Annotated in this window: 21 protein-coding genes and 1 pseudogene; 11 read left to right on the forward strand and 11 right to left on the reverse strand. The window is 64.4% G+C overall.

The features are described 5' to 3' along the window. From BMX96_RS19705 to BMX96_RS16920, 8 genes and pseudogenes are all read left to right on the forward strand, one after another. Positions 1–584: pseudogene (locus BMX96_RS19705) on the forward strand (C45 family autoproteolytic acyltransferase/hydolase); the annotation flags it as partial. 288 nt (positions 585–872) lie between these two features. After that, positions 873–2,450 carry a sodium:solute symporter gene (locus BMX96_RS16895; protein WP_236737114.1) on the forward strand — a complete coding sequence of 526 codons (1,578 nt, stop codon included), beginning with the start codon at positions 873–875 and terminating at the stop codon, positions 2,448–2,450. Positions 2,451–2,599: 149 nt separating this feature from the next. Continuing rightward, positions 2,600–3,736, forward strand: a complete 1,137-nt coding sequence (locus BMX96_RS16900; protein WP_091846555.1) for a mechanosensitive ion channel family protein — start codon at positions 2,600–2,602, stop codon at positions 3,734–3,736. 433 nt (positions 3,737–4,169) lie between these two features. Continuing rightward, entirely contained in the window at positions 4,170–5,606 is a 1,437-nt protein-coding gene (locus BMX96_RS16910) for an alpha-amylase family glycosyl hydrolase (RefSeq protein WP_236737115.1), read from the forward strand. Next, positions 5,567–5,797 (forward strand): alpha-glucosidase C-terminal domain-containing protein, encoded by a 231-nt coding sequence (locus tag BMX96_RS19980; RefSeq protein ID WP_236737116.1) that lies wholly within the window; start codon positions 5,567–5,569, stop codon positions 5,795–5,797. Before BMX96_RS16910 ends, BMX96_RS19980 begins: the two co-directional genes overlap by 40 nt. After that, positions 5,794–7,557: an alpha-amylase family glycosyl hydrolase gene (locus tag BMX96_RS16915; RefSeq protein ID WP_091846557.1), complete on the forward strand. Its 1,764-nt coding sequence runs from the start codon at positions 5,794–5,796 to the stop codon at positions 7,555–7,557. Before BMX96_RS19980 ends, BMX96_RS16915 begins: the two co-directional genes overlap by 4 nt. Before the next feature lie 308 nt (positions 7,558–7,865). Then, complete coding sequence (locus BMX96_RS19410) at positions 7,866–8,054, forward strand: hypothetical protein (protein WP_139210130.1); 189 nt, start codon at positions 7,866–7,868, stop codon at positions 8,052–8,054. A gap of 39 nt (positions 8,055–8,093) precedes the next feature. Further along, positions 8,094–8,708, forward strand: a complete 615-nt coding sequence (locus tag BMX96_RS16920; protein ID WP_091846558.1) for a LysE family translocator — start codon at positions 8,094–8,096, stop codon at positions 8,706–8,708. Positions 8,709–8,991: 283 nt separating this feature from the next. Here BMX96_RS16920 and BMX96_RS16925 read toward each other — a convergent pair whose 3' ends face one another. Further along, positions 8,992–10,671 (reverse strand): hypothetical protein, encoded by a 1,680-nt coding sequence (locus BMX96_RS16925; RefSeq protein WP_139210131.1) that lies wholly within the window; start codon positions 10,669–10,671, stop codon positions 8,992–8,994. Between the two features lie 468 nt (positions 10,672–11,139). Here BMX96_RS16925 and BMX96_RS16930 point away from each other — a divergent pair, with 468 nt between their 5' ends. The 3 genes from BMX96_RS16930 to BMX96_RS16940 all read left to right on the forward strand — a co-directional run bounded on the left by BMX96_RS16930 (position 11,140) and on the right by BMX96_RS16940 (position 16,292). Next, positions 11,140–13,089 carry a DEAD/DEAH box helicase gene (locus BMX96_RS16930; protein ID WP_091846560.1) on the forward strand — a complete coding sequence of 650 codons (1,950 nt, stop codon included), beginning with the start codon at positions 11,140–11,142 and terminating at the stop codon, positions 13,087–13,089. Between the two features lie 428 nt (positions 13,090–13,517). Beyond that, positions 13,518–14,777 (forward strand): RNA polymerase factor sigma-54, encoded by a 1,260-nt coding sequence (locus BMX96_RS16935; RefSeq protein ID WP_269085890.1) that lies wholly within the window; start codon positions 13,518–13,520, stop codon positions 14,775–14,777. Between the two features lie 123 nt (positions 14,778–14,900). Beyond that, positions 14,901–16,292, forward strand: a complete 1,392-nt coding sequence (locus BMX96_RS16940; protein WP_091846562.1) for a sigma 54-interacting transcriptional regulator — start codon at positions 14,901–14,903, stop codon at positions 16,290–16,292. Here BMX96_RS16940 and BMX96_RS16945 read toward each other — a convergent pair. From BMX96_RS16945 to xylA, 10 genes are all read right to left on the reverse strand, one after another. Further along, the gene (locus BMX96_RS16945) at positions 16,289–17,365 is read right to left on the reverse strand and encodes a hypothetical protein (RefSeq protein ID WP_139210132.1); all 1,077 of its coding nucleotides are present in this window, start codon (positions 17,363–17,365) and stop codon (positions 16,289–16,291) included. The genes BMX96_RS16940 and BMX96_RS16945 overlap by 4 nt on opposite strands. A 189-nt stretch (positions 17,366–17,554) precedes the next feature. After that, entirely contained in the window at positions 17,555–18,385 is an 831-nt protein-coding gene (locus BMX96_RS16950; RefSeq protein WP_214606867.1) for a peptidoglycan recognition protein family protein, read from the reverse strand. A gap of 250 nt (positions 18,386–18,635) precedes the next feature. Beyond that, a complete protein-coding gene (locus BMX96_RS16955) occupies positions 18,636–19,682 on the reverse strand; it encodes an aminotransferase class I/II-fold pyridoxal phosphate-dependent enzyme (protein WP_091846565.1) in 1,047 nt (348 codons plus the stop codon). Between the two features lie 10 nt (positions 19,683–19,692). Continuing rightward, positions 19,693–21,318 (reverse strand): hypothetical protein, encoded by a 1,626-nt coding sequence (locus tag BMX96_RS16960; RefSeq protein WP_139210133.1) that lies wholly within the window; start codon positions 21,316–21,318, stop codon positions 19,693–19,695. 22 nt (positions 21,319–21,340) lie between these two features. Beyond that, positions 21,341–22,549 (reverse strand): hypothetical protein, encoded by a 1,209-nt coding sequence (locus BMX96_RS16965; RefSeq protein WP_139210134.1) that lies wholly within the window; start codon positions 22,547–22,549, stop codon positions 21,341–21,343. 120 nt (positions 22,550–22,669) lie between these two features. Further along, entirely contained in the window at positions 22,670–23,620 is a 951-nt protein-coding gene (locus tag BMX96_RS16970) for a hypothetical protein (protein WP_139210135.1), read from the reverse strand. A 190-nt stretch (positions 23,621–23,810) separates the two neighbouring features. Beyond that, positions 23,811–23,933 carry a hypothetical protein gene (locus BMX96_RS19765; protein WP_330220653.1) on the reverse strand — a complete coding sequence of 41 codons (123 nt, stop codon included), beginning with the start codon at positions 23,931–23,933 and terminating at the stop codon, positions 23,811–23,813. Further along, positions 23,930–25,072, reverse strand: coding sequence for a Gfo/Idh/MocA family protein (locus BMX96_RS16975; RefSeq protein WP_091846569.1), 1,143 nt, complete (start codon positions 25,070–25,072; stop codon positions 23,930–23,932). Before BMX96_RS16975 ends, BMX96_RS19765 begins: the two co-directional genes overlap by 4 nt. Then, entirely contained in the window at positions 25,069–25,230 is a 162-nt protein-coding gene (locus BMX96_RS19710) for a hypothetical protein (protein ID WP_175481778.1), read from the reverse strand. Before BMX96_RS19710 ends, BMX96_RS16975 begins: the two co-directional genes overlap by 4 nt. A 241-nt stretch (positions 25,231–25,471) precedes the next feature. After that, the gene (gene xylA, locus BMX96_RS16980; RefSeq protein WP_091846570.1) at positions 25,472–26,767 is read right to left on the reverse strand and encodes a xylose isomerase; all 1,296 of its coding nucleotides are present in this window, start codon (positions 26,765–26,767) and stop codon (positions 25,472–25,474) included. Between the last annotated feature and the right edge of the window lie 94 nt (positions 26,768–26,861).

The raw sequence follows: 26,861 nt of genomic DNA on the forward strand, positions 1-26,861 counted from the left end.
CGCACATGGCCTACAACCTCGTTCTGGCGGACGCCTCGGGGCGGGTATCGTCGGTGGAGCTTTACCCCGGCGGCGGTCTGCGCGAGATGGGGCCCGCTATCGCCACCAACCACCAGCACGGGACCGATCCGGCGGATCGCCCGGCCTTTACGCGGACCATCGAGCGTCGCGATCACGTCGAGCTGCTGATCTCGGGCGACATCGCGCCCGCTGCGCTGGCGGATCGCTTCCTCGACGCGCCGCTCTACCAGACCAACCACGCGGGCGGGTTCGGCACGCTGTTCACGGCGGAATACGACCCGTCGCGGCGCGCGCTGCGGCTGCTCTGGCCGCAGGACGTGTGGGAGCAGACGCTCGATGCGTTCGACGAGGGCCAGCGGGTGATTTCCTACGGTGCGGGCAGGGCGCCGGTCGATGCCCTCGAAAACTGGGACTGGTCGGACTGGGCCGCTTTCACCCCATCCGACTGGGTCGCCTTCGGCATGGACTTCGCCCGGCGCTATGCCCCGGAGGGAACGCTGAACGCTCCGGCTGCGGCGGGCGAGCCGGTCGTGCGCCGGGACGACTCCGCAGCCCGCTCCTGACCCCTATGGGTACGTGATCTGCACCAATCTGGCGGCGCCGACGGCAGGATCCGTCGGCGCCGCGCCCCAGTCTCGGGCGGCCTGCATCGATTTCGATGCGAATTGCGTGCCCACGTGGATTAAAAAAACCCTTCAAGCCCAATGACTAAGGCCTTTTCAGCTCGCTGCGGGCATTGCCGGGGCCCGCGCGCATCGGAACCTCGCCTGCAAGGCTGTGTTGGTGACCCATTGAATGATGAAAGTCTGCGATAGGTCAGCATGCAAGAAGCCAATTTCACTCTCAGTTGGTTGGATTACGCGATCGTCGTCCTCTACTTCGTCGGCGTCGTCGCGCACGGCATCTATATTTCCCGCAAGAACAAGGGATCGGATTCCGATGGCTATTTCCTCGCCGGACGAACGATCCCGTGGTACCTGATCGGCTTCTCGCTTTTCGCGTCCAACATGTCGGGCTCCAGCTTCGTCGGATTGATGGGCGGCGCCTATGGCAACGGGGTCGTTATCTTCAATTACGAATGGACCGCGGCCTTTGTCCTAATCATCTTCGCGATCTTCATCCTGCCGTCTTACCTGAAGGCAAAGGTCTCGACGGTCCCGGAATTCCTGGAAAAGCGATACGATGTCCGTTCTCGCCGGGCGTTCTCGTTGTTCACGATCCTCGCCATCATGTTCATCGACACGGCCGGCGCGCTCTATGCGGGCGGGCTGGTGATCGCCAACGTGACCGATTACCTGAACTTGTGGACCGCCGTCGCGGTCTTGGCCCTGGTGGCAGGGATCTATACCATCCTGGGCGGTCTTTCTGCAGTCGTGGTCACCGACACGGTCCAGGCGATCCTGCTGATCGTGGGGGCCGCGGCGCTGTTCTGGATCGGTCTGGACGAGGTGGGCGGCTGGGAAGAGCTGTTCACCGGCGTCGACGACAGCAAGACGCACCTTATCCTTCCGGCCTCGAACGATTTTCTGCCGTGGACAGGACTGTGGGGCGTGATCCTGCTCGGGTTCTATTACTGGACGATCAACCAGTTCGTGGTGCAGCGGACGCTCGGTGCGAAAACGCTGCGCGAAGGGCAGATCGGCGCGCTTTTCGCGGGCTTTCTGAAGATCCCCAACCTGTTCCTGATGATCCTGCCGGGACTGATCGCACTGAAGCTATACCCCGACCTGTCGACGCCCGACTTGGCCTTCCCGACCCTTGCATTCGAGCTGATGCCGATCGGGATACGCGGGTTGATCATGGCCGCGCTCATCGCGGCAATCATGTCGTCGCTCGACTCCGCGCTCAATTCCGCGGGCACGCTCGTGACGCTGGATTTCGTCAAGCCGCTGAAGCCCGACCTGGATGAACAGACCTACGTGAAGATCGGCAAGGTCGTAACCGGTATCTGCATGGTCATCGGCGCCATATACGCGCCCATGATTTCCGGGTTCGAGTCGCTGTTCTCCTATTTCCAGTCGTCGCTGTCCTACATCATCCCCCCGATCGTGGTGGTCTACGTGCTGGGCATCTTCGTTCCGTGGCTCAACGGGAACGGCGCGTTCTGGACAATCCTGTTCGGGCTAGTCGTCGGGATCCCGATCTTCATCACGAAAGAGGTTTACGAGATCTGGTCCAATCTCGGGCTGCCCGAGATCCACTACACGGTGATGTCGTCCATCATGATGCTGATCGCGATCGGGCTTCACCTGGGGATTTCAGCGGCCACGCGCCAGTCGACGGAAGAAAGCACCACGGACCTGGTCTGGAACTCCGGCGAGGCCCGGGAAGAATTGTTCCGCCTGGAAAGCCCGATCTACCTGGACCGGACGCTGCTTTCGGTCCTCCTGATCCTTTGCATGGGCGGGATGATCTGGTGGTTCTGGTAAACGAGTGCCGCGCCGACGCGTGATGCCCGGCCTGCGGCCGGGAGGTTCACGCGGGCGGCGGGTTCATCGCCCGCGTCAAGACCGTCCGTTGCGCACCCGCCCGTCGCGATGAGCCGGTCAGGGGCCAGCGGTTTTGCAGGAGCATTTCGATGGATTTCGACCTCAGCGATACTTTGACATCTGCCTTGCCGGAGCAGTGGGCCCCGCATCTGACCGACGGTGTCAGCGCCCTGATCGTCCTGTCGCTCGCGGCCTGCGCGGCACTATTGCTACACGCGCTGTTGTACCGGGTGCTGCTGGCGCGCATCGAGAAGCGGTTCGGCATGACACGCTCGCTTTTGCGGCGGGCCCGCCGGCCGCTCAGCGTCGCCTTCGTCCTGGCCTCGCTGATCTTTACCGTGCCGCGCACCAACCTGGACCGGCAAGTGGAAGACGTGATCGAACACGCGGCGCTGGTCCTACTGATCGTCCTGGTCGGTTGGCTGCTGATCGTGCTGACCAATCATTTCGCAGACCGGTCCACGCGCCGCTTCAACCTCGACGTCGACGACAACCTCGGGGCGCGCAAGCATGTGACCCAGTTGCGCCTGTTGAAGCGGACAACGAATATCATCATCGTCCTTGTGACCGCGGGCGCCGCGCTGCTGACCTTCGAGGGGGTTCAGGAATACGGTGTCAGCCTTTTCGCATCCGCCGGCGCGGCCGGACTGGTCCTGGGTCTCGCGGCGCGCCCGGTCCTGACCAATCTGATCGCCGGCATCCAGATCGCGATCACGCAGCCGATCCGCCTCGAGGATGTGGTGATCGTCGAGAGCGAATGGGGCTGGGTCGAGGAGATCTTCGCCACCTTCGTCGTAGTGAGGGTCTGGGACAGGCGCCGCATGGTCGTGCCGCTGTCCTATTTCATCGAGCAGCCCTTCCAGAACTGGACCCGGGAAAGCGCGCAGGTGATCGGGGCCGTGACCTGGAACCTCGACTACACGGTGCCGGTGCAGCGGATGCGCGAAAAGCTGAACGAGTTCCTGGAAGAAAGCAGCCTCTGGGACCACGATGTCGCCAACCTGCAAGTCGTCGAGACCGGCGAGAAAAGCGTCAAGATCCGCGCCCTGATGACTGCGCGCACCTCGCCGCGGGTATGGGACCTTCGCTGCGAGGTTCGTGAAAAGATGCTCGAATGGCTGCGCGATGCGTATCCGCGGGCCCTGCCGCGGACGCGGGGAGAGTTGCAGGTCGATGGCAGAGGACACTGGGGCGAGACGACGTCCGATGGCAGGCAGGCAAGGTGACCTTACCCTCGAGATCATCCGCCTGGCGGTGATGCTTTACATCCGGTTCCCGCTTTCGCTTTGTAACGTCGAGGATCTGTTGAACGCAGCTTTTCAAGCCGACATCGTTTCAAGCTGCGCCGCACCGCCGCGCTCGCTGAGTGGCGCCGTCTTGCTGTGGATTAGAGGGCTGCATCTCTGTCCAAGCAGAGACCAGTTCGCATTCGTCTGACAGCACCTTCCTGCGACACTAACACGTCGACTTGCCGGAGCTTCGCGACGATCTCTTCGGGCTTATCCTTCTTCTGGGGCATTCTTCTGCCCTCCATCTGGCTCGAAACCCTACTTGAGGGAGGACCATCTTTGAGGGGTAGGCCACTTCGCGGATCAAAGCAGAATTGGGAACTGTCCCGCTAGGCTCCCGTTTTCCATGCGACAGCAACGGAGGACCGGCATGACCGAGACGCAAGAGCCAAATTGGTGGCAAGGCGCCGCGATCTACCAGATTTACCCGCGCAGTTACCTCGACACGACGGGCAATGGCGTGGGCGACCTGAAGGGCATAAGCGAGAAACTGCCCCATATCGCCGAGCTGGGCGCGGATGCCGTCTGGATCTCGCCTTTCGTGCGTTCGCCCATGCTCGATTTCGGCTACGACGTTTCCGACTACCGGGCCGTCGATCCGCTTTTCGGCACGCTCGAGGATTTCCAGGCGCTTCTGGACCGGGCCCACGAACTGGGCCTGAAGATCATCATGGACCAGGTGCTGTCGCACACGTCGAACCAGCACCCCTGGTTCCTGGAAAGCCGCGAGGGGCGCGAGAACGCCAAGGCCGATTGGTACGTCTGGGCCGACCCGAAGAAGGACGGCACGGTCCCGAACAACTGGCTGTCGGTCTTCGGCGGCTCATCCTGGCAATGGGAGCCGCGCCGCGGCCAGTACTACCTGCACAATTTCCTGCGCGAGCAGCCCGACCTGAATTACCACAATCCCGAGGTGCAGGACGCCGTGCTGGACGTCTGCCGTTTCTGGCTGGACATGGGCGTCGACGGGTTCCGGCTGGATGTCTGCGCGTTCTATTTCCACGACAGCGACCTGCGCGACAATCCCGACAACCCCGAGGTCAACCCCGGTGCCCATTTCCGCTTCAACCCCTACTCGATGCAGCGCCACACGCGCGACATCGCCCAGCCCGAGAACCTGGCCTTTCTCGAACGGCTGCGCGCGCTCAGTGACGCCTACGAGGATCGCGTGCTTCTGGGCGAGTTGCACGAGGGCGACGGCGCGCGGCTGCATCGCGAATACACCGCGCCGGACCGGTTGCAGCTGGCCTACGGTTACTGGTTCCTCGGCGCCGACGAGATCGACGCCGGGCTGATCCGCGACACCGCCGCGGCGCTGGGACACGAGACGCGGGACGGCTGGCCCTGCTGGGCGCTGGACAACCACGACTTTCACCGCGCCGTCACCCGCCTTGGCAAAGAGGATTGCCCCGAGGCGGTGACGGTGATCCTGGCCGCGCTGACCTGTCTTCGCGGCGCGTGCTGCATCTACCAGGGGTCCGAGCTGGGCCTGGCCCAGGCGCACGTGCCCTATGACCGCATCGTCGATCCCTACGGGCGCGAATTCTATCCGTCCTTCCAGGGCCGGGACGGCGCGCGCACGCCCATGCCCTGGGAGGGCGGCGAACCTCACGGCGGCTTCTCGAAGACCGAACCCTGGCTGCCGGTTCCGCCCGAGCACCTGGACCGCGCCGTGGACCGGCAGAAGACGCTGCCGGGCTCGACGCTGAACCAGATGAGCCGTTTCCTGAACTGGCGGCGAGAACAGCCGGCACTGCGCATGGCGGCATGGCATTCCTGGATCTGCCGCAGCCGGTGTTGGGGCTGACCCGCGAACACGGGGGCGAAACCCTGACCTGCCTGTTCAACCTCGGCGCCGACGAAGCCGTGATCGAGATGCCCGAGACTCGCTGCGGCGCCGCGCTGGAGGGCCACGGCTTCGGCGCCCCGCGCGAGGGCGACCTGGTCCGCCTGCCGGCGCATGGCGCCTTCTTCGCCAGCACGGGAGGCGCGGGATGAAGAATACCGGACGCGAGGCCCTCGTCGCCGAGGCGATGCTGCACCGCCCGCGCCGTGACCGGTCGCGGGACGCGCAGGAATGGTGGCGCGGGGCGATGTTCTACGAGGTCTACATCCGTTCGTTCCGCGACAGCGACGGCGACGGCATCGGCGACCTGCAGGGCGTCATCGAGAAGCTGGACCATATCGCCAGCCTGGGCGTGGACGGACTGTGGCTGTCGCCCTTCTATCCGTCGCCGCAGGTCGATTTCGGGTACGACATCAGCGATTTCTCGAATGTCGATCCGCTCTACGGCTCGATGGGCGACTTCCACGAGCTGACCGAGAAGGTCCACGAGAAAGGCATGAAGCTGCTGATCGACCTGGTGCCGTGCCATACCTCGGACCAGCATCCCTGGTTCAAGGAAAGCCGGCAGGACCGCGAGAACGAGAAGGCCGATTGGTACATCTGGGCCGACGGGGCCGAGGATGGCGGCCCGCCGAACAACTGGCTGAGCAGCTTTGGCGGCTCGGCCTGGCAATGGGACCCTCGGCGGTCGCAGTATTACTACCATCCCTTCCTGACCTGTCAGCCCGCGCTGAACCTGCAGAACCCCGAGGCGCTCGAGGCTGTGCTGGACATCTTCCGCTTCTGGATGGACCGCGGGGTGGACGGGTTCCGCCTGGATGCCGTGCAATGCCTGTGCTGCGACCCCGCTTTGCGGTCGAACCCGCCGTCGCCCACGGGCGAGCAGAACATCATGGTGGGCGGCGGGCCGAACAATCCGTTCCGCAAGCAGTTGCACCTGTTCGACCGCGACGTCCCGCAATCCGCCAAGGTGCTCGAGGCGTTCCGCGGGGCGGTGCGCGAATACGAACCCGAGCGGGTGCTGATCGGCGAGCTTGCGGACGTGGACAGCTCGCGCTTCGCGGTCAAGTACACGCTTCAGGATCAGCGGCTGCACGCGGTCTATGATTTCGACCTCATCAACGCCGCCAAGTCCCTGGACGACTGGCGCGACATCCTGCGCGTGCGGGTCGAGTTCATGGCCTCGGGCTGGATGATGAACGTGTTCACCAACCACGACTCGGTGCGCGCGGTGTCCAACCTGACGCTTTTCGCCGAGAGGGAAGGCTGTCACGACCAGGCGGCCAAGCTGCTGCTGTTCATGCAGTCCACGCTGCTGGGTGGCGGGATCATCTTCCAGGGCGAGGAGCTGGGCCTGCCGCAGCCCGAGCTGGAATACGAGGATCTGCAGGACCCCTGGGCGAAGGCCTTCTGGCCCGATTTCGAGGGGCGCGACGGCGTGCGCACGCCGATCCCGTGGAAGAAATCCGGCAAGCAGGCGGGGTTTACCGACGCCGAGGAGGCCTGGCTGCCCGTGCCCGACGACCACCGCGACCATGCCGTCACCACCCAGGAGAAGGATCCGGACTCGGTCCTGAACTTCACCCGGGCGCTGCTCGCGTGGCGGAAAGAGGAACCGCTGCTGCGCACCGGGCGCGAGCGGGTCTACGAATCCGACGTCGCGCCGGTGATCGCCTATGATCGCTACGACGATGAGCGCTGCATGACCTTCGTGATTAACGTTTCGATGGACAAGCGCTGGTTTCCGGTGGAGCCGGGCGACGAGCTGATCGAGATTGCAGGTGCGCGCCCGTGCCGCGAGAAGCAGGGCCTCCGCCTGGGGCCGCTCGATTTCGCCGTGATCCACCGCGCCGAGAGTTGGGTCCACGACACGAATGTGAATGGGCCCATGACTGCGAGCGGTACTGGATAGGGCTCTGAACGTCACAGCGGAGAGCCATTTCGGAGCAACTTGGTTTGGTGATTTCAATGTCTTGTACGTTAGAGAACGTTCGATCCCGGTCGCGCCCCCTCCGCCAGAATTCGCACCGTGGCGGCAGCCATCGACCCATAAATCTTTAATACCAATGGAAAATTCTCGGAGCCACCGAGATTTTGAGTTTTTCCCAGCTGATTTTCCAACCATTTTGGCAATCATCCTGCCAATAATTGAGCAATGTCAGTGAACGAGTTGGCCTGCCCCTGAAATGTGGTCATCCCTGAAGTTGGCTTTCGCGCCGGATGAAGGACGAAGGAATACCCCGGATCGAAGCCGGATCAGGAATCGATCCAGTGGGGCGATACCCCGGCGAAGCGCATAATCACGAAGAGATCGTCGCGAAGCTGCGGCAAGTCGATGTTCTGGTATCGCAGGGCCAGTCGGTGGCCGAGGCGCGCTTGGTTGTGAACAGGTTCACATCGCCGCACTGATGTTCGTGTCACTCCGTCCGGAAGGAACCGGAGGATGACATGACCCCTGAAATCTGGATTGCGCTGGCAACTGCCAACTTCGCCGCCTACCTCGCCCCCGGTCAGAACATGGCCCTTGTTGGCGCGGCCACGGCGCGATCAGGCATGCCAGGCGGAGTGGCCGCCGTCGCAGGTATCCTGGTCGCCGAGGCGGTCTGGACCGCGATCGCGCTCGGTCTCATCATCACGGCGCGCGAGATCGACAGCGAGGTGATGCTGTGCCTTCAGGTGGCCAGCGGCGCTTTCCTCGTATGGTGCGGGTGGAAGGTGCTCACTACGTCGGCCGACGGAGACACCACACCCATCGAGTCGAAAGGGAGCCACATCCGCCTGTTCCTCCACGGGATTTGGGTCGGGTTGGCAAACCCGTTGGCGCTGGTCTTCTTCGTCTCCATCTTTCCCGGTCTCTTGAAGGCCAGCCTGACGCATGAGCCGCTAGGATTGCTGTTCTTCTCTGGAACGGCTGTCGTAATCTCCTCGCTGGCCGCCCTCGCGCCCTATCTTGCCATGTCACGAATGCTCGTCGTCGCCGGGCAGGCACGGCGGCTCAACGCGGTTTCGGGCGGCGCCCTGCTGCTCGTAGGCGTCGCGGCAATCGCCTGGAGCGCGGTCTGACCTCGTCGCGCCCCGATCAGGCCCTTTGCGCTCTGCGAGCGGTCGGCGAACCCCGGACGGCTGTCGCCCCGAATGCGCCTCGGCTGTCCCAAAAGCCGGGCGCTCCGGTCAAGCTCTTCGACGACCTGATATGTCCGGAAGTTCGTTCTCGCAAAGGTCGCGAGCGCCTCTCGCTCCGGCCATGACGCGCAGCAGCCTAAACCGGTCGACGACGCTGTTCACGTCGTCGATGCTCAACTCGTCGAGACAGATGCTGCCGGTCGTGGAAACCGCGTTCGAGGTTTCATTCGGCCGAAATGATCGTGGGCGACGTCGGATAACTCTTGCAACTCGGGACAACCGTTTCCTTACCGCCAACCTCGGTGATAACCTTCTCGACGCACTGGGCCCCCAGGATACCCCAAATGAAATCCACCTGGGTTGCCTCCACGCTTGGCCCGCCGTTGGAATAGAACCAGGCCATCGAAGGCGCCCCCATGACGATCCTGTCGAAGCCGAGCAGGTTTGGAGTCCAGTCGGACCCGACGCCTTGCATCCCCGAATTTCCTGTTTCATCCACCGATGCTTGCGAGTGGCAGCTCGTGCAGGATGCCGAATTGACGAACCCGCCTTCCGTGATCGTTGCCCCGGTCCCGGTCGGAATGCCCGTAGGGGTGACAAACGTCGTCTGTGTCCCCTTGAGGCGGTAGTTTCGCCAGGCTGGATCCTGCGGGGCAAGGACGTCTGGATTCGCGTCCGCCTCCGCTGTCCCGATGTCGAGGGCGTCGAACAGCGCCTCCAATTCGGGGGTCATCGACTCACCGGTCATTTCCGGAAGGTAGACCTTCCCCGTAACGAACAGCGGGGAGTTCGGATCAGGCTCATCCGGTTGCGTTGCCAGATTGTTGTTCAGAACCGTCATTGGCGGAATATACGTGCTGCCGAAAACAGCCCCGCTCTCGGATTCGGTACCTGCCGCGTATCCGAAGCTGTCGTTGCACCCGATGTAATCGCACCGCCCGAGGTTGGCGACGTGCTCGATCGCGTACCAGTGCCAAATTGGCAGATCCTTGGAAGCATTGGTCATGGCCAGCACGTAGTAGAGACCATTTACGCTGCCCTCGGCGGGATTTTGCACGTCGACGGTGAGGTACGGAAACTCGGGGTTATTGGGGGGTTCCACGGGATTTCCATCCGCGTCTTCGCCTTGGATCAGGCCAGTTGCCAGCATCACGTCCTGATGAAGAAGGTCGACCTTCACAATCACGGCGTCGGTCGGATATCGGACCTCAAGAGCGTGGGCGCGGGCGATATCCCCTGACGACAGGGCGTCGTTCTGGGCTTGGTTCCGCGCGCCCAGACCCTCCTTGTTGTACAGGTCGTTGCGGTAGGTGTAATCGACAAAGGGCTTGTTGCGGAAAACCCATTCCAGCTCCATGTCCCGCAAAAGCCGACCCGGATCGATCTCGTCCGCCAGACGCAGGCCGGAATGGCTCAGGGTGTTGCCGCTCGGCGCGCCGTGGGGTTGTGCAGGAAGCGGACCGGGATCGTAATAGTCGCCTCGGAAGACAGGACAGTGTTCCGGCATTGGCCCGGAAGGATCGATTTGCGCGTTCGGATCGCAGCAATCGGTCTGGTTCGCTTCGGTGCACAGGGGCAACGGTTCGTTCATCCACACCGTCTGGTCCACGCCCCAATTCCAGAACGGAACGGGCTCGGCGGTTCCTGCATTCAGCCCGGCAATTGCCTCCAAGAACTGAACCCACGCAAATGCGTCCGGGCAGGTTGCAGCCGCCGAACCGGAGACGGCTTCCGAAAAGCTTGGACGTCCGCTCTCCACGGTCACCGCGCAGTCCTGTGAGTCCTGGAGGAAGCTCCTGTAATACATCAGCTTTTGAAGTCCGTTGGCAGGAGCTTCCTGCGCAAGGCAGACCGCCGGAAGGCTGATTGCTGCACATGCGGTAACGCAAGCGGAACGCCACATGGTGGTAAATCCTTATATAAAATCAACTATTAGGAGTATTCCGCACGCAAACCCCTTGAGTCAATCTTCTTCCCAGGCACGACCAGTGGATGCCTCCGGGCATCGGGTTTGGAGCCACCAGACACCCAGGCTGCGCTGAGCCGCTATGCCATCAACCTCGCCAGCAGATTGCTGACCGTCGAAACGTGCCATGGTCCACCGCGGCGTCTGTATGCCGCGGGTGGTAAGTTCGACAGCGATGTCGCTGAGGCACAAACTCCCCTTTTCCGGTGCCGCGGCATAACGGGCAGAAGCCCGTCTGATCATCGCGCCCCCGGTAAGGCGCCAAAGAGTGCGCCTGCCCGACCTCGAACCTATACAAACGTTCGCTATTGCTCTAGAGGCGCCTAACTGTGCGCCCTCGCCGGCGCGAAACCTGCCCGCTCGCCGGCCCGGATAGCCCCGAGCAGTTCCCGAGAGTAACCCCCCATGCACCCTGCACTTCGCGCGGCCGTCGATGACCGTGGCTATTCCAAATTGACACCCGTTCAGACATTGGTGCTCGACCCCGCCTTGAAAGGCCGTGACCTGCTGGTTTCGGCGCAAACCGGCTCAGGCAAGACGCTGGGCTTCGGCCTTGCCATCGCGCCCACGCTTCTGGGGGATGATCATTCTTTTGCGCCGGGCGCCAAACCTCTTGCCGTAGTTATCGCCCCGACGCGTGAGCTGGCCCTGCAGGTCAAACGGGAACTCGGCTGGCTCTACGCCAAGGCGGGGGCGGTCCTGGCCTCCTGCGTGGGCGGCATGGACATGCGCGACGAACGCCGCGCGCTGGAACGCGGGGCGCATATCGTGGCCGCCACCCCGGGACGGCTGCGCGACCACATCACCCGCGGCTCCATCGACCTCTCCGACGTGCGCGCCGTTGTCCTCGACGAGGCCGACGAGATGCTCGACCTCGGGTTCCGCGAGGAGCTGGAATTCATCCTGGACGCGTTGCCCCCCGAACGGCAGACCCTGCTGTTCTCGGCCACCGTTCCGCCGGCGATCGCCGCTCTTGCGAAAGGCTACCAGAACGACGCCGAACGGATCGTCGCAAAGTCCGAAACGCCGCAGCACGACGACATCGAGTATCAGGCGATGATGGTGACCGACCGCGATGTCGACAACGCCGTGATCAATACCCTGCGCTATCACGAAGCCCCCAATGCGCTGGTCTTTGCCAACACGCGCGCCATGGTCAACCGCCTCGCGGCTCGGCTGTCGAACCGCGGGTTCAACGCGGTGGCGCTTTCGGGCGAGCTGTCGCAGACCGAACGCAGCCACGCCTTGCAGTCCATGCGCGACGGGCGCGCGCAGGTCTGCGTCGCGACCGACGTGGCGGCGCGCGGCATCGACCTGCCCCGGCTCGATCTCGTCGTGCATGCCGAGCTTCCCTCCAACCAGGAAACCCTGCTGCACCGGTCGGGGCGCACCGGCCGGGCCGGGCGCAAGGGCGTGAGCGCGCTGATCGTGACGCCGCGCACACGCAAGAAGGCCGAACGCCTGCTGGGCTGGGCCAAGGTCAGGGCCGAGTGGGGCAGCGCTCCGTCCGCCGCCGAAATCCGCGCGATGGATGAAGAGCGGCTGTTCTCGGATCCGGCGTGGCAGGAGCCGGCGACCGAGGACGAGCAGGAGAGCGCGAAGCGGCTTCTCGATGCCTTCACGCCCGAGCAGATCGCCACCGGTTACCTGCGCCTGCTGCACACCCTGCGTGCCCCGCCCGAGGAACTGGCCGAGCCGGGGACCAAGCCGGACCCCGTCAAGGAATTCGGCCCGGCGACGTGGTTTTCCGTGTCGGGCGGTCGCGACGCGGGCGCCGAGCCGCGCCGTCTATTGCCGATGCTCTGCAAGGCAGGTGGCCTGACGAAAGACGACATCGGCGCAATTCGGGTTCAGAAGGACCAGAGCTTCGTGCAGATCCGTAACGAAGCCGTCGCGACTCTCCTGGCGAGCGTCGGTGAGAGCATGGTGCTGGAGAAAGGCGCGCAGCTCAGCCAACTGGCTTCGCCACCAGACCTCGCGACCAAGGGATCGGGGCTCGCGCGCAACACGGTCGGGCGCAGGGCCGCCGGTGCCAAACCGCATCGCCCCGAGGCGTCTTCGTCGGCCAGGCAGGAGCCTGCTCAGGCGACGAAGCCCGATCGAACGCGCGCGTTCCGGACTAGCGATGGCCTCAAGGACGCAGTCGACCGCGCTCCCGCAGAGCCGCGTGTTGCCGCCGAACCAAAGCGCAAACCCAAGGGTTCGCCCCCGCCCAAGGGCAAGCCGAGCAGCAAGAAGAACCGGGCCCGCGCGGCAGCGGTTGCTACGAGCAAAGGTTCAAAAAAGACCCTGAACAAGGCCGGCCCAACCAGGCGGCAGCCTGGAGGCTCCAAACCGTCACGTGGTAAATCGTAGAAGGTCGCCGTCCCTACAGTCGCGGTGTCGATCTCGCCCCTTGGCCGACCTTCATACGACTAGTGGCGACGGTCTCGTTCGAGCCCGCTCTGGCGGATTCTGCGAGGTGCTGGAACCGCGGCCTCGGCGAATCCGAAAGCGTGGGCTTCTCGACATAAGAAGTTCAATTGCGGATCGTGTCGACGCGACAGACCAAGGTATCGTCCCCGCCGCGGTCCGCGAGAGATGATCCAATTCGGTGGACCAGCATGCGGCCGCTCGTTAACGACCGAGCCGCGTCTTAACAGCTTTTCAAGCTGCGCCAGCGGCCGATCAATCCGCGTGATCCTCCGCTTCTGGCCCGAATCGGCTGCTTCATGGTAGACTAGACATAGGGCAATTCAACTTAGGCGCGCTGCCCGCCGTGTTGCAGCGTGTGTGGGGACATGATGCGGACGCCTCGAACCCGACTTGCGTGCAGCCAAAGGCAGGCGCTCGCAATGTCGCATGCGATGAAGACGTCCGTCAGAATACTGTCGCTCACCGGTGCAACCCTCGACGCCTTTCTGAGCGATCTGGTCGCCGCGAACCCGTACTTGCGACGTCGTCGCCGAGCATATGGCTCGCTGCCGGAATACCCCATCGCCGAGCGAAATCAGAGCATGCACCAGTCGGTTCTGGAACGCCTGTCGCTGGAACGCTTCGACCTGCCCGAACGAAAGATCGTCATGGCGCTTCTCGAGGGCCTGGAGCCGACCGGATGGATGACCGAACCATTGGAGCGCATCGCGAAGCGAACGGGTGCCTCGATCACAAGCGTCCAGACGACACTGAAACGCGTCCAGGATATCGCACCGGCAGGCATGTTTGCACGGTCGTTGTCGGAGTGTCTGCGCCTGCAACTGGAGCGAAACGGGGAACTGACGTGGGACCTCTCAGCGCTTCTGGGAAATCTGTCTCTCGTGGCCGAAGGGCGGCTCGAGGAGCTGGCGGAGAAATGCGACTGTTCCCTGGACGACCTGACGACGCTGCTCGGACAGCTCCGACGGCTCGATCCCAAGCCCGGCCTGCAATTCGATGTGACGCCCTTGCCGCCTGCGCAATGCGATCTGATCGTGCGGCGTGACGGGACAGGATGGAGGGTTGAATCGAACGAGGAAGAGACGCCCAGCCTGTCGATAGAGGCCGGACCGGACGCGGATGCCACGCTCCTGGCCGAAGCCCGGAGTGTCGTCGATGCGATGGCACTTCGTCGCGAGACCTCGGTGAGGGTCGCGAGCGTCCTGGTCGAGCTTCAGTCCGATTTCGTCGCCGATGCCACGGCTCCGCGCAAGCCGGTCAGGCAAGCCGATGTCGCCAACCGTCTTTCCCTCCATGCAAGTACAGTCAGCCGGGCGGTTCGGGATCGAACGCTTGACGTTCCCCGCGGTCGTCTTCCCCTGAAGTCGCTATTCTGCCCGGGGGCGCCGGGCGATGGACACGACGGACTATCCCAGGACGCCGTTCTGATCCAGATGCGCAAGCTGGTGGCGTCGGAATCGCGGCACCGCCCCCTCACCGACGGAGAAATCGCCCGGGCGCTCGTCGACAGTCGGGTCACGATCGCCAGGCGGACTGTCGCGAAGTATCGCCACATGCTCGGGATCGCGGCCGCACCGCGGAGAGCGGAGCCAGCAAACGGCGGAACGCTATCGTGTCCTTTGGGGTGAGGGCATGGACGCTCGAGGGTCCAGTGCCCGTTGAGCTTGTACGCACGGCACAGGCCGGCGATTAATTCGTGAAGAGGGTTGGGAGCACGTCGTGTTGAACTTGAGAGCCGGGGGGCTTCGGTCATGGCACGCGCGATTTGGGCCAAGGCTATCGGTCGCGAGCCGGAAGCGATGCTCAAACGGTTGCTCGCAGAGGCGCCTCTCTGCGGGCTCAGCTTGGACGTGCTGTCCGAGCCCGTCGAGGACAGTGCCGCTCTTCTGGTGTTTGACCCTGACGACCCAGGCAGCCTGACTGCGGTACAAGATGTTTGCCGGGAAGGTCGGCGGCAGATCCTGGGGATCGCGGCCGGACGGGCAGCAGAGGACGGCTCCGCGGATTGGCGCTTTCTTCAAGCGGGTCTGACCGACATCTGGCACGCCAAGGGGCCGAGCGCCGACCTTGCCGCCGACCTCTGCCGTCGGATCAAGATGCGGCTGGAGAGGATGACTCAGCTCGACGCAGTCCTGAAATCCGAACGCGTTACCCGCAATCTCGTCGGGAGCAGCGGCGTCTGGACGGACGCTCTCCGGCGCGTGGCGGAGGCGGCGCTGTTCGGCACGCTGCCCATACTTCTGACGGGAGAAAGCGGCACCGGAAAGGAGCTCTGCGCACGCTTCGTCAAAAGCTTGTCCGGCGACAGGTCCGGGGGGGATCTCATCACCGTGGATTGTACCACGCTCAATCCCGAGCTGTCGGGGAGCGAGCTCTTCGGGCACGATCGGGGGGCGTTCACCGGCGCCGTCGGTATGCGGCGGGGTGCTTTCGCGCTCGCCAACAGGGGAGTCTTGTTCCTCGACGAGATCGGCGAGCTCGATCGGCTGCTCCAGGTTCAGCTCCTGCGCGCAATCCAGGAAAAGCGCTTCAAACGCGTCGGCAGCAACGAATGGGTGCAGTCTGATTTTCGGCTGGTCTGCGCGACAAACCGCGACCTCGCGCAGGAGGTGGCGGATGGCAGCTTCCGCGCCGACCTCTATCACCGGATCGCCGGCTGCACGATCCGTCTGCCACCGCTCCGCGATCGGCGCGGCGATGTCCTTCCACTCGCGCGACACTTTCTGGCGGCATGTCTGGGAGAAGAAGGCGCCGTGGAAATCGAGCCGTCCGTCGCGACGTTGCTCACGGAACGGGAATATCCCGGCAACGTTCGCGAGTTGCAGCAAATCGTCCAGCGCCTCGCGTTGAGGTATCCCGGTGCCGGCCCGGTAACACCGGGGATGGTTCCAGCCGAACTCAGGCCGACCCATGATTGCGCGACGGAGGCGCCCGAGGCATGTGAATTCGCCCGCGCGGCAGACGGGGCGCTTGCGGCGCATATGAGCCTCAAGGATATCGCCCGCGAGGCGACCGATGCGGCCGTGCGCCTGGCGCTTTCGCGATGCGACGGAAACGTTTCGGCCGCCGCGAAGCTGCTGTCTGTCACACCGCGTGCGCTACAATTGCGCCAGGCACAGCAATCGGGATCGGAGTCCCACTAGTCATTGTAGCACGAATAGATCGATTTCGGATTGTGCTGCTGGTCGAAGATCCAGTCGCGCATCCGTCTCGCGGTATTCGACGGAGCTGCTGAACCGGTGAGCTGATACTCCCGGTTCACCCGCATGAGACCGGCGAATACATCGTCGTTGAGTCCCAGAATCCGATCCCGGAACCCATTGCGCGACTTGATCAGCCGCACGAGGGTTCTGAATTCCGCGCGGGCATCTTCAGTTTTGTGCCAGGGCGGTGGAGCGCCGCCGGATGCCATGTTCGCATAGGCGTTGGCCCATTGCTCGATGACATAGCGGCTGTCCGTGTCGCGCTTGCGCAGTTTCTCCACCAGGCAGATCGTATGGTCGCGGCGCGCGCTTTTGGGAAGTTTCCTGAGGTCCTCAAGCACCTGGATCGTCCTCGTACGGACAGATGGAGTAGCTGGTTTCGGTCTCGGAAGCGGATCGCGCAGCTTGGCGTCTATCGCGTCGGGAAGCGTCACGTAGGCCAGAAGGAAGAACCGGGCGGGCAGTTCGTCCGGTCGCCCGGAGCAGGTTCTGGTCGCGGATGGAGTGACGTTCGCGCGCTGGAAGAGCCGATCAAGGTCGACGCCAAACCGCGCAAGCTCGAAGTTGCGCTCGATCAGCGACTTGCCCGCTGCGCTGCCCGACCCGATGTAGAACAGGAAGAAGCCGCTGTCACAGCTCGTCCCGAGCTCTGTCGTGTGCCGGTTTTCGAGATACGCCTTGAAGGTGGACTTGATGTCGTCGACGGACATGCCCGGCTTTTGTTGAATGAAGAGTTCGACGGTCAGATCGACGAGGCTGTCGAGATAGCTGCGGGGCACCCGGTGAACCCATTGGCTCTTGTCCGGCTGTCGCGACTTGGCCTCCTTGATCAACCATTGCGCGTTGCGGAGCGGAATCCGGGTGCGCGCACGGGTCAGGATACCGAGGTCGGTGCCCGACGGAATGTTGCGCCGGCACGGCGTCCGGCGGCTGTTCCACCGGATGACGTTCATCTTCCGGAAGACATGCCGCGCCGGATCGCAACTCGGGATCTCCGGCGTTGCGGGGGTCACCTCCAGGTGGAGTTCACCAGCGGCCCTATCGGTCGAGCCGCGACAAGACGCACAGCCACACGCCCCGTTCCTGTGCCGACCTCTTCGGGCGGTGCACGCGGCGCAATGGCAACCGGCTCCATGGTCCACTCGCTTTCGTGTCGGGGGAATCTCGTTCATCGATCTGTCTCCTTCTGTCTCGGCGGACGCTCAACGGCTCCAGATCCGCCAGCTGTCCGGGATCGGCTGGCCTGTCCCGACCTTGAAACCGGGACCTCCGTCCTTCAGCCCGAGCGTGTCGACCGCCCACTGGCCGACGCCCTTCCAGATGTCGGGACCGGGGTCATTGGCGCGTGTACGGCTCGACTGGCGATGCGCCAGAACGTGGGTGAGTTCGATTGTCCTGATCAGGTGGCGGACCAGGGCACGTCCGCTCGCGATCTGCTCGGCAGTTGGAATGTGGCGGCCGAACTTGTCTCCCTTCCACCATTTGCCGTCGGTGTTCGGGAAGTTGCCGACGAACTCGACGGCGACGCTGCCTCTGTTGAACCCGTTCGAGGCCCAGAGATACGCGGAATCGGGATGGTTCTGCAGAATGGTCCCATCCGGCAGGATGACATAGTGTGTCCCGACCTTGTTGTACTTCTCGATATCGTTGCCGCGACTGAAAGCGGTCTGATGCAGGACCAGCGCGTAGACCGTCGACAGGTCTCGCGTGCCCTTGCGCTTGGATTTCAGAGCCTTGTCGGTGCGGTCGATGATCTTGGGACCGAAGAGGGGCCAAAAGCGACCCAGAAACATCTCTTCCTCTTCCTCACGGCGAAAGGCGGAATCCAGCTCCTTCGACGATTGTGCGGCGCCGTCCCTGGCTCGGGCGGCAACAAGCTCCCGCTCGGTTTCCGGTCCCGCGATCCCATCCACGATCAGCCCGGCCGAGGCTTGGAACCTCCTGAGCGCCCGGCGCGTGGCAGGTGTTGCGCGTCCCGTGGTGGGCAGCGCGGTCCCGTCGATCAAGTTCAGCGAGCTTTGTACCCAGCGCATGAACTCTTCACCATGTGCGGGACATACATGTGGCCGCGCGCCGCGGGGGCGCGGACGAAGACGCAGGCGCCGCAATCGACGCGGAGGCCGCGTTGCCGGGTGCCGACGCGCGCCCCCGAGGGCTGGCCGAACGGGTCCGCGACGCGGTCGACGCCGGACGCGGCCTCGCAGTCTGGCAGGGCGGCGCCGGGCGCGGCGCGGGCGCAGCATCGCCTCGAACTCCGCGTCGGCATCGGTGTCGATCTCGTGGTCAGGCAAAAGCGTGTCGAGGCTGTAGGTCATCTTGGTCCTCCAGAATGCGGTTGAGGGCGAGAGCCGCACGCGCGACCGTTGCGGCGTCGTGAGACGCGGTTAGAATGAAGCTGAGGCCAAGACGGCCCGGCCGGCACAAGCGGCGGGCAAGGGCCGTGATCCCGAGCCGCGCGAGGCGTGCCTGGACGTGAAGCAGCACGACCGGTTCGGCGATTGGAATCGTGACGACCGGGAAAGGCATGCCGACAGTCGAGATGCCGTCGCGTGCGAGCAGCGATCGGAATTGTGCCACCAGTCGCCAGAGCCGCGCGCGCCGACAGGCGCCGTGCCTGCCGTTCAACTCGAAGCCGTGGTTCAGGGCAGCCGTATCGGCCGCGGAGACCGGAGAGGCGTGCTGCCTCAGCGCACCACATTCCCGCAGGTGGGCGATCCGCCGCTTCGGGCCGAACGCGAGAGCGGCCGGAACGCCGAAGGCCTTCGCGGTGGAGGCCACGGCGGTCAGATTGTCCGGCCAGCGGTCCAGCCGCGCAATGGTGCCGCCGCCATGTGGACCCAGGAGGCCAAAGCCTTGCGTGTCATCGACGATAACCTCCACGTCATGCGCGGCGGCGATGGAGAGGATCTGCCCGAGCGGCGCCGGCCGGTTGCAGCCTGTGCAGAACCCGTCGAGCAGAATTGCGGCCACGGGACGCTCAGATCTGGAGGCGAGTAGGCGATGCAGCGAGGACGGGCAGGCATGACAGAAACGCTGCGTTTCTTTGCCCAGGGCGGCCCGCCGCCCGATGGGGTAGGCAGCCCCGTCCACCGTCAGGTCGCCGTGCCGCATGGTAACCAGAACGTCCACCATCGCGTGCAGGCTCGACGGGTAGAGGGCCGCCGCCTCGGCTCCTGCCAGCCGCGCCGCGGAACGCTCCAGCCCTGCCACGTCCGGCAAGGGCCGGAGCGCGGCGGGACGGCCGGTCGTCAGGCGCGGCCATTGTCGCAGCGAGGCGAACGGATGCTCCATGTCGAGATAGAGCGCCGAGGTGAAGTCGATCGAGACCACACCACCGCCCTCACCTTCTGACCGGCAGGCGCGGTTTGTTCGGTCCCGAGCGCATCGCGGTGCCGCGGGGACGCGGCAGGGCGTGGCTCGCGCGACTGGTACGGGGCAAAGTCCGCGACCGGGCAGCCATCAGTTCGGACGGTTGCCTGATCCGCGCCTCGGCGCCTCGGCTGTCCGTGAGATCGATCGAGAGATCGACTCCGGTGACCGAGGCATAGGCGTGGATGTAGCGTTGGATCTCGGGCCTGAAATCGCGCGCCCAGTTCTTGGCGGAGTTCTGGTCGTTGATCAGCATCCAGTTGCCGAAGCGCACCGACAGCAGGATCTGCTCGCCGAACTCGCCCAGTTCGTGGAAATGGGTAACGCTGACGTCGGTCCAACCCTGTAGCCGCTTCATGTCGTCGACCGGACCCATCCAGCTTTCCTGATACGGGACCATGTGGCGGCCGCGGATGAACTCACGGATCTCCGGTCGAGAGAGCAGCCACTGGGTGATCAGCATCTCCTTGCGGGCCTGCCAGGGCAGGTCGCCGTACTGGTTATGCGCGCCTTCGCCGAGGATGATGTGAACTTCGCGCAGGGCATTCAGCAGGGCAAACCCATCCGCGATGACCGTGGTGTCGTCGTCCTCGCGATAGAACATCATCGCGCGATAGAGCAGCGTGTGGAACGCTTCGATGAAGCGGACGCGGCTGTCGGCCGGCGTGAAATGTTCGACCGTCTTGCCGATCAGCGTCAGTCCGTAGTGATGGTCGTACTCGTAGGCACGGCGCGAAACGCTGAGACGGTTGGATTCATCCTGGAGGAACCCCCAAAGCAGGTTGTTGAGGCCCCGCAGCGGATCGAGCTCGAAGTTCAGCAGCGGATCGTCGGGACCGTTCCGCTTGTTCTGGAAACGCTTCAGGATCGCGTTCATGGACTGCACCAGCATCCCCTGCTCGTGCCAGTAGGACCAGATCAGTTCGATCATGCAGGGATTGGTCAGACGGTGGCGCAGAATGCCATCGCAGTACGGGAGAACCTCGCTGTCGTCGCCCAGGCTCTGCGTCCCCGCGATCGCCGTCGCGATCCGTCGCAGATATGTGTTCGGAGCATCGACGTAGTCTTCGAGCGCGTCCATCAGGCTGCGGACCGTGTCTTCACTGACCTCCAGCCGCCCGGCCTCTCCATTCACATCGCGCAACGCGTCGAAATGAGCGAAGGGGCTATTCTCGTTGAAGATTTCACCGTCCTTGATGAACAAGCCGCATTCCACGATCAGGAACGCCTCGGTGGCTTGGCGCAGGAGCTTGTAGCTGTCGGTGCCGAGGATCGTCTTGCGGTTCGTGAGGCTGGAGCGCCGGTCCTGCACCGTCGGAGCGCCGATCCCTCCGGCCCTCTCGGCATCCGGCGGGCCGAATTCACCGTCACACAGAACGGCGTCGATGAATGCGTGGTAGCGTGGGAAGGCAATCGCCTTGGATCGGTTCCGGACGGCCATCCATAGGGATTGGTCTGCCGTCTGCACACGCGCGGTCCGCTGCAGCTCGACCTTGACGGGCCCCCCGCCGCCGATCGGGTCCATATCGTCCGGACCCCGTGTGCCGGGAAGTCCGGTCCCGGAAGAAGATGTATTCTGTTTGGGCTTCTGTGCCATGTCGATGGTCCTTCTTGCATGATCAGGTTGCAGGAATAAGCTGCCGGATCGTTCCCCCGTCGCGTCCGGGCGGGTGGATCGCGCGCTGAAGCGCCCAGTGATCGAGAAGCTTTCGCAGGACGCGGCGCTCGGCGGCGGGCGATAGGGCGCCGTCCATGCGAGCCTGGCCGAGAACCGCAACGGCAAAGGCCGGAGGGGCGCTCAGAACCCGGTTCGGTCGGTCGAGCCAACTCTGGGCGTGACGGCGCAGCGCCTCTGGATTGCGCGCGCTCGGCCGCATGACTTGTTCGAGGCTGCGCCCACCCAGCAAAGGGCTGCGATGCCCGACAAGGAAATCGACGAAGGCCGGAAGCCTTGCGCGGATATCGTTCAGGAGACGGCCTTCGGGCGTGTCGGTCGGAGGGGCCGGATAGAGCGCTGCCCAAAGGCGGGCGAGGCGGTCCCACTGGGGATCGGGGAACAGACGGGCTCCGATCTCGGCGCTGAGGAAGATGCGGATCCAAGGGATCGGGTGCGGGTCGTCGCTTCCGATACGGAAGACGAAGGCCCGCGGCAGGCTCACGACTCCCACCAGACCGAGGGTCGAGGTGATCCCGAGACGCGCCACCGACCAGAAATCCGCGATCACCTCGGAAATCCAGCGCTCGAACCATTGCCAGATCTGCGCTTCGGTGGACGTGAGCGTGGCGATGTGTTTGCGAAGTCTGGTTCGAAGGCTGTTGACCAACCCCAGAAGCGCCGCGGCCTGATGGCCGACTTCGTGGACCAGAGACGAGGCGACGCCTGTCCCGATCATCCGCTCACGCGGAACACGTATGATCGCCGAAGGGTTTTTTCCGCCGCCCGGAAGGCGCGTTCGCGCCCGACGGATGGCGGCGCCGATGCCGCGGTCGAGATAGCAGATCAGCGGTGGACTTTCGAAATAGCCTGGCAGCGCCATCGCGTCTGCGGCGAGCACGTCAAGCCCGGCAAGCTGGACCCCGGTATCCCGTTCGCCTCGCTGCGACAGCGCGTCCGAGTAGAGATCCAGGTGGGTGAGCACGCGGTTGAACAGCAGGCGCAGCACCGAAAATCGGCGCTGTCCCTCACGGGCGGAAGCGCGCGCCGCCTCCCGCGACCCCAGCCAGTCCACGTACCGCTTGATCCGCGAGATGAGGGCCGTGCGGCTTGCTGCGAAATAGCGCTCGGTCGCGACCTGTGCGGCTCGATCGACGTTGGCTGCGGGCGGCATGGGCCCCGTCAGAACGAACGGGCGAATGTCGAGCGCACGGCCCAGCAACGCGCCGGCTTCGTGTCGCAGGAAGGCGATGGTTGAGGGATCCATGACGCGCGCTCTCCGATGTTGGCTGGGTCAGGCACCGATCAGTACGATCTTGCCGCCGCGGCGGACCCAGCGGCCGCTGCCACCGCGGACCGAACCGGCTGCCCGGTGAACGGCACCTGCCATCGGCGTGCGGCCGACGAGGCCTGGCGCATGAACGGCGGCGGCCTTCGCCACGGCCTTTTTCGCGTCGGTGACGGCGCTACCGGTCGAGCTCTGGCTCGCCGCGTTCTGGGCGGCCTTTCCGGCTAGACGAACCACCCGGCGTGCGACCTCGAATTCCCGATCCTCACCGCTGAGGCCTTCAAGCTCGAGCCCGAACACCTTGCCGCCCGCGCGCGCCAGGCGGCTCCCGATGCGACCGCCGACCGGTCCCCCGACGAAGGTTCCCGCAGCCCGGCCGATATGCGGAAGCACGCGCTTCGCGACACGCCTCAATCCGCGCCGAAGGGCCCGGCCCACTGGCGATTTTACGGCCCGGCGCACTTTCTTGGCGGCGCGCTTGATCAGCCGGCCGAGAAACATTTCCAGTTCTTCGTCGGTCGAGGTGGACAGCAGTTCGGCGGCCAACTCGTATTCTTCGTCCTCGTCAAAGACGCCGGCTTCGAGCTCGTCCCACTCGTCTTCGTAGTCTTCCTCGTATTCGAGTTCGAATTCGTCATCGTCCGCGGCTTCGTATTCCGCTTCGAATTCGTCCATGTCGTCGTATTCGAGTTCGTCAAAGTACTCCAATTCGTCGCCGACATCGGTCAGGGTGCGGTCGATATTGTGCATGGTCATCTCCTGTGGAATTCCGATGCCACGCTGCTCGGGGCATCCTGCTAGCTTCCAAGCAAGTTCCGTGCCCGCTGTCGGGTGGGGATTTTCCAGAAGAACAACAGGGCATCCTGCACGCACCGCGAAGTTCGCTTCGCTACCGGGCGAGGATCGGACGACCGGTGCGAAGACATCTTCGCCGTCCGCGGCGTCGAACACCGACATGCGTCTCCGGGCTCGGCAGGGGCCGAGATTTCTTCGGTCGTGCAGGGTCCCAATGGAGGCTCCCGGCCTGCCCGAGTTCAAGTCTGCGCGGGATCAACTCGGCGAATCTTCCGACGATCCCGGCAATTCAAAGCGTTGTTGAAGGTCTTGGGATACTGGCCAACGTGCCCTGCCCTTCGGGCGCGCCCCATTAGCCTGTCGATGAGGCAAGGACCTCTCCCGCCCTCAGCTCCAGCGAGACGCCGTGCAGAACCTCGACCGGGCCGAAGCTCTTGGTGACGTCTCGCAAGGCCAGGACGGGAGAGCCGCTCATATCTTCGTCCAGGTGGCGTTGCCCTTCGACGAGGCGACGCAGGCGCGGATGAAGGCCATACCTTCGAGCCCTGCCCTGATGCCCGGCAGCTTGCCCATCACCGCGTCGCGCGACTCGCCGCCCTGCACCGCGCGGATCGCCGCCGCGGCCTCGGTATAGATATTGGCGAAGCCTTCCAGGTATCCCTCGGGGTGCCCGGGCGGAATGCGGCTCACTGACGTGGACGCCTCGGACGCTCCGGGGCCGTTGCGGGTGATCCGGCGCGTGGACTCGCCCTGGGGGGTGAACCACAGGTAGTTCGGGTCCTCCTGTCCCCATTCCAGGCCGCCCTTTTCGCCGTAGATCCGCAGGCGAAGCCCGTTCTCGCACCCGGCCGCGACCTGGCTGCACCACAGCATCCCGCGCGCGCCGCCATCGAAACGCAGCATGATATGCGCGTTATCGTCCAGCACCCGACCCTTGCCGAAGCTGTGGAGGTCGGCCGCCAGTTCGGTGGCGGTCAGGCCCGTGACGAAACCGCCCAGGTTGAAGGCATGGGTGCCGATATCGCCGATGGCCCCGCCCGCGCCCGAGCGTTCGGGATCGGTGCGCCATTCGGCCTGTTTCACGCCGTCCCGCTCGGGCGATCCCATCATCCAGTCCTGCGGGTATTCCATCTGAACGATGCGGATCTGGCCAAGCGTCCCGGCCGCGACCATGTCGCGGGCCTGCCGGATCATTGGGTAGCCGGTGTAGTTGTGGGTCAGCACGAACAGGGCATCGCTGTCCGCCACGGCCTTGGCCATCGCGTCGGCGTGGTCGTCCGTCGCGGTCAGGGGCTTGTCGCAGATCACGTGGATGCCACGGCTCAGGAAGGCCTGTGCGGCGGGGTAATGCATGTGGTTGGGGGTGACGATGCTGACCGCCTCGATGCCATCGTCGCGGGCGGCCTCGGCCTCGGCCATCTCGTCGAAGCTGCCATAGGTGCGCGCGGGATCCAGCCCCAACGCCGCACCGCTTTCCTTCGACCGTTCGGGGGTCGAGGACAGGGCCCCGGCCACCAGTTCGTAATGGTCGTCGATGCGGCTGGCGATGCGGTGCACCGCCCCGATGAACGCGTCGGATCCACCGCCGACCATGCCAAGTCTGATCCGGCTCATGTATCGATCCCCAGCAGCTTGCGGTTTGTCGCGTCGTCGATATCGCCGCCCGCGGAATTGTCGAGGGCGTGGGCCGCGGCGACGCCGTCGACCCGGGCATCACAGGCGGAATGACCCGCCATGAGCTGGCCCAGGATGTGGGTCGACAGGTCCGTCACCTCGACGCCGGTCCCATGCGCTCAACCGACCCACACGTCGCAGTGGCTCTGCGAAGTCGCGAGCTTGTCGAGATCGACGAGACGCGCGTCCCGGACGGGAAGCTGAACGCCCGTGTAGCCGCGTTCAGCGGCCTACCTGCTGATGGCGCGTCATGAATTGGACAGCACCTTGTCACCCGCGGAATGCGCCCAAAGAACTCCGGGCTCTTGATGGTCTCCATCAATCCCTTCCCCCGGGCCCTCAAACGTATCGATTTACGATGTTTTCGAGTTTCTCCTGCTGTCCCGACCGTGGCTGCGGGTTCACCTTTCCCTGCTCGACGGGCGCGGCAACGGCTTCCAGGTCGCTGGACAGCATCTTCTTTGCCGCGTCCGTTTCCCACCCGGCGTAGCGGGCCCGGCGCGGCGCCTCGAGCGCATCGTCCTCCAACATTTTGGCCGCCGCTTTCAGCCCGCGCGCGCAGACATCCATCGCGCCCGCGTGGGCGGCGATCAGGTCGGACGGATCCAGCGACTGGCGGCGCAGCTTGGCGTCGAAGTTCGTGCCCCCCTGCGTGAAGCCGCCGGCCTTCAGCACCTCGTAGTACGCCAGCGCCACCTCGGGCACGTTGTTGGGGAACTGGTCGGTGTCCCAGCCCGACTGGTAGTCGTTGCGGTTCATGTCGATCGAACCGAGGATCCCCAACTCGCGGGCCAGCGCCAGCTCGTGCTCGAAGCTGTGACCGGCCAGGATCGCATGGCCCTGCTCGATGTTCACCTTCACCTCTTTCTCGAGGCCAAAGCGCTGGAGAAACCCGTAGACCGTCGCCACGTCGTAGTCGTACTGGTGCTTGGTGGGCTCCTGCGGCTTGGGCTCGATCAGGATCTGCCCCTTGAAGCCGATCTTGTGCTTGTAATCGACCACCATCGTCAGGAAGCGGCCCATATGCTCGAGCTCCTGCCCCATGTCGGTGTTCAGCAGCGTCTCGTAGCCCTCGCGCCCGCCCCACAGGACGTAGTTCTCGCCGTTCAGGCGATGGGTGGCGTCGAGGCAGTTCTTCACCGTCGCGGCCGACCAGGCGTAGACCTCGGGGTCCGGGTTCGTCGCGGCGCCCGACATGAAGCGGCGATGCGAGAACAGGTTGGCCGTGCCCCAGAGAAGCCTGGTCTTCGACTGCTCCATCTTCTGCTCGAAGATGTCGATGATCTCGTCAAAATTGCGTTTGCTTTCGGCGAAGGTGTCGCCCTCGGGGCGGATGTCATGGTCATGCCAGCAGAAGAACGGCACGCCGAGAATGTCGAACATCTCGAACGCGATATCGGCCTTCAGGCGCGCGCCTTCCATGGTTTCGCCCCACCACGGGCGGTCGAAGGTCTGGCCGCCGAACGGATCGCCGCCGGGCCAGGCGAAGCTGTGCCAGTACGCGACGGCAAAGCGCAGGTGATCCTCCAGCCGCTTTCCCATGACCTTCTCGTCGGGATCGTAGTGGCGGAAGGCCAGGCCGTCGGCATCGGGGTCGAAACGCAGCGGGGCCTGGCCCTGGAAAAAGTCGCTCATCTGGCGGGTCTCCTTAGGTTTTGTCTGTACGGGCGGCCAAACGAGGCCACGGCGCAGGATCTCGCGCGCTCGGTTGCGTGAGCTCGTACGCCTG

Source organism: Palleronia pelagia, assembly GCF_900110115.1.
Taxonomy (GTDB): domain Bacteria; phylum Pseudomonadota; class Alphaproteobacteria; order Rhodobacterales; family Rhodobacteraceae; genus Palleronia; species Palleronia pelagia.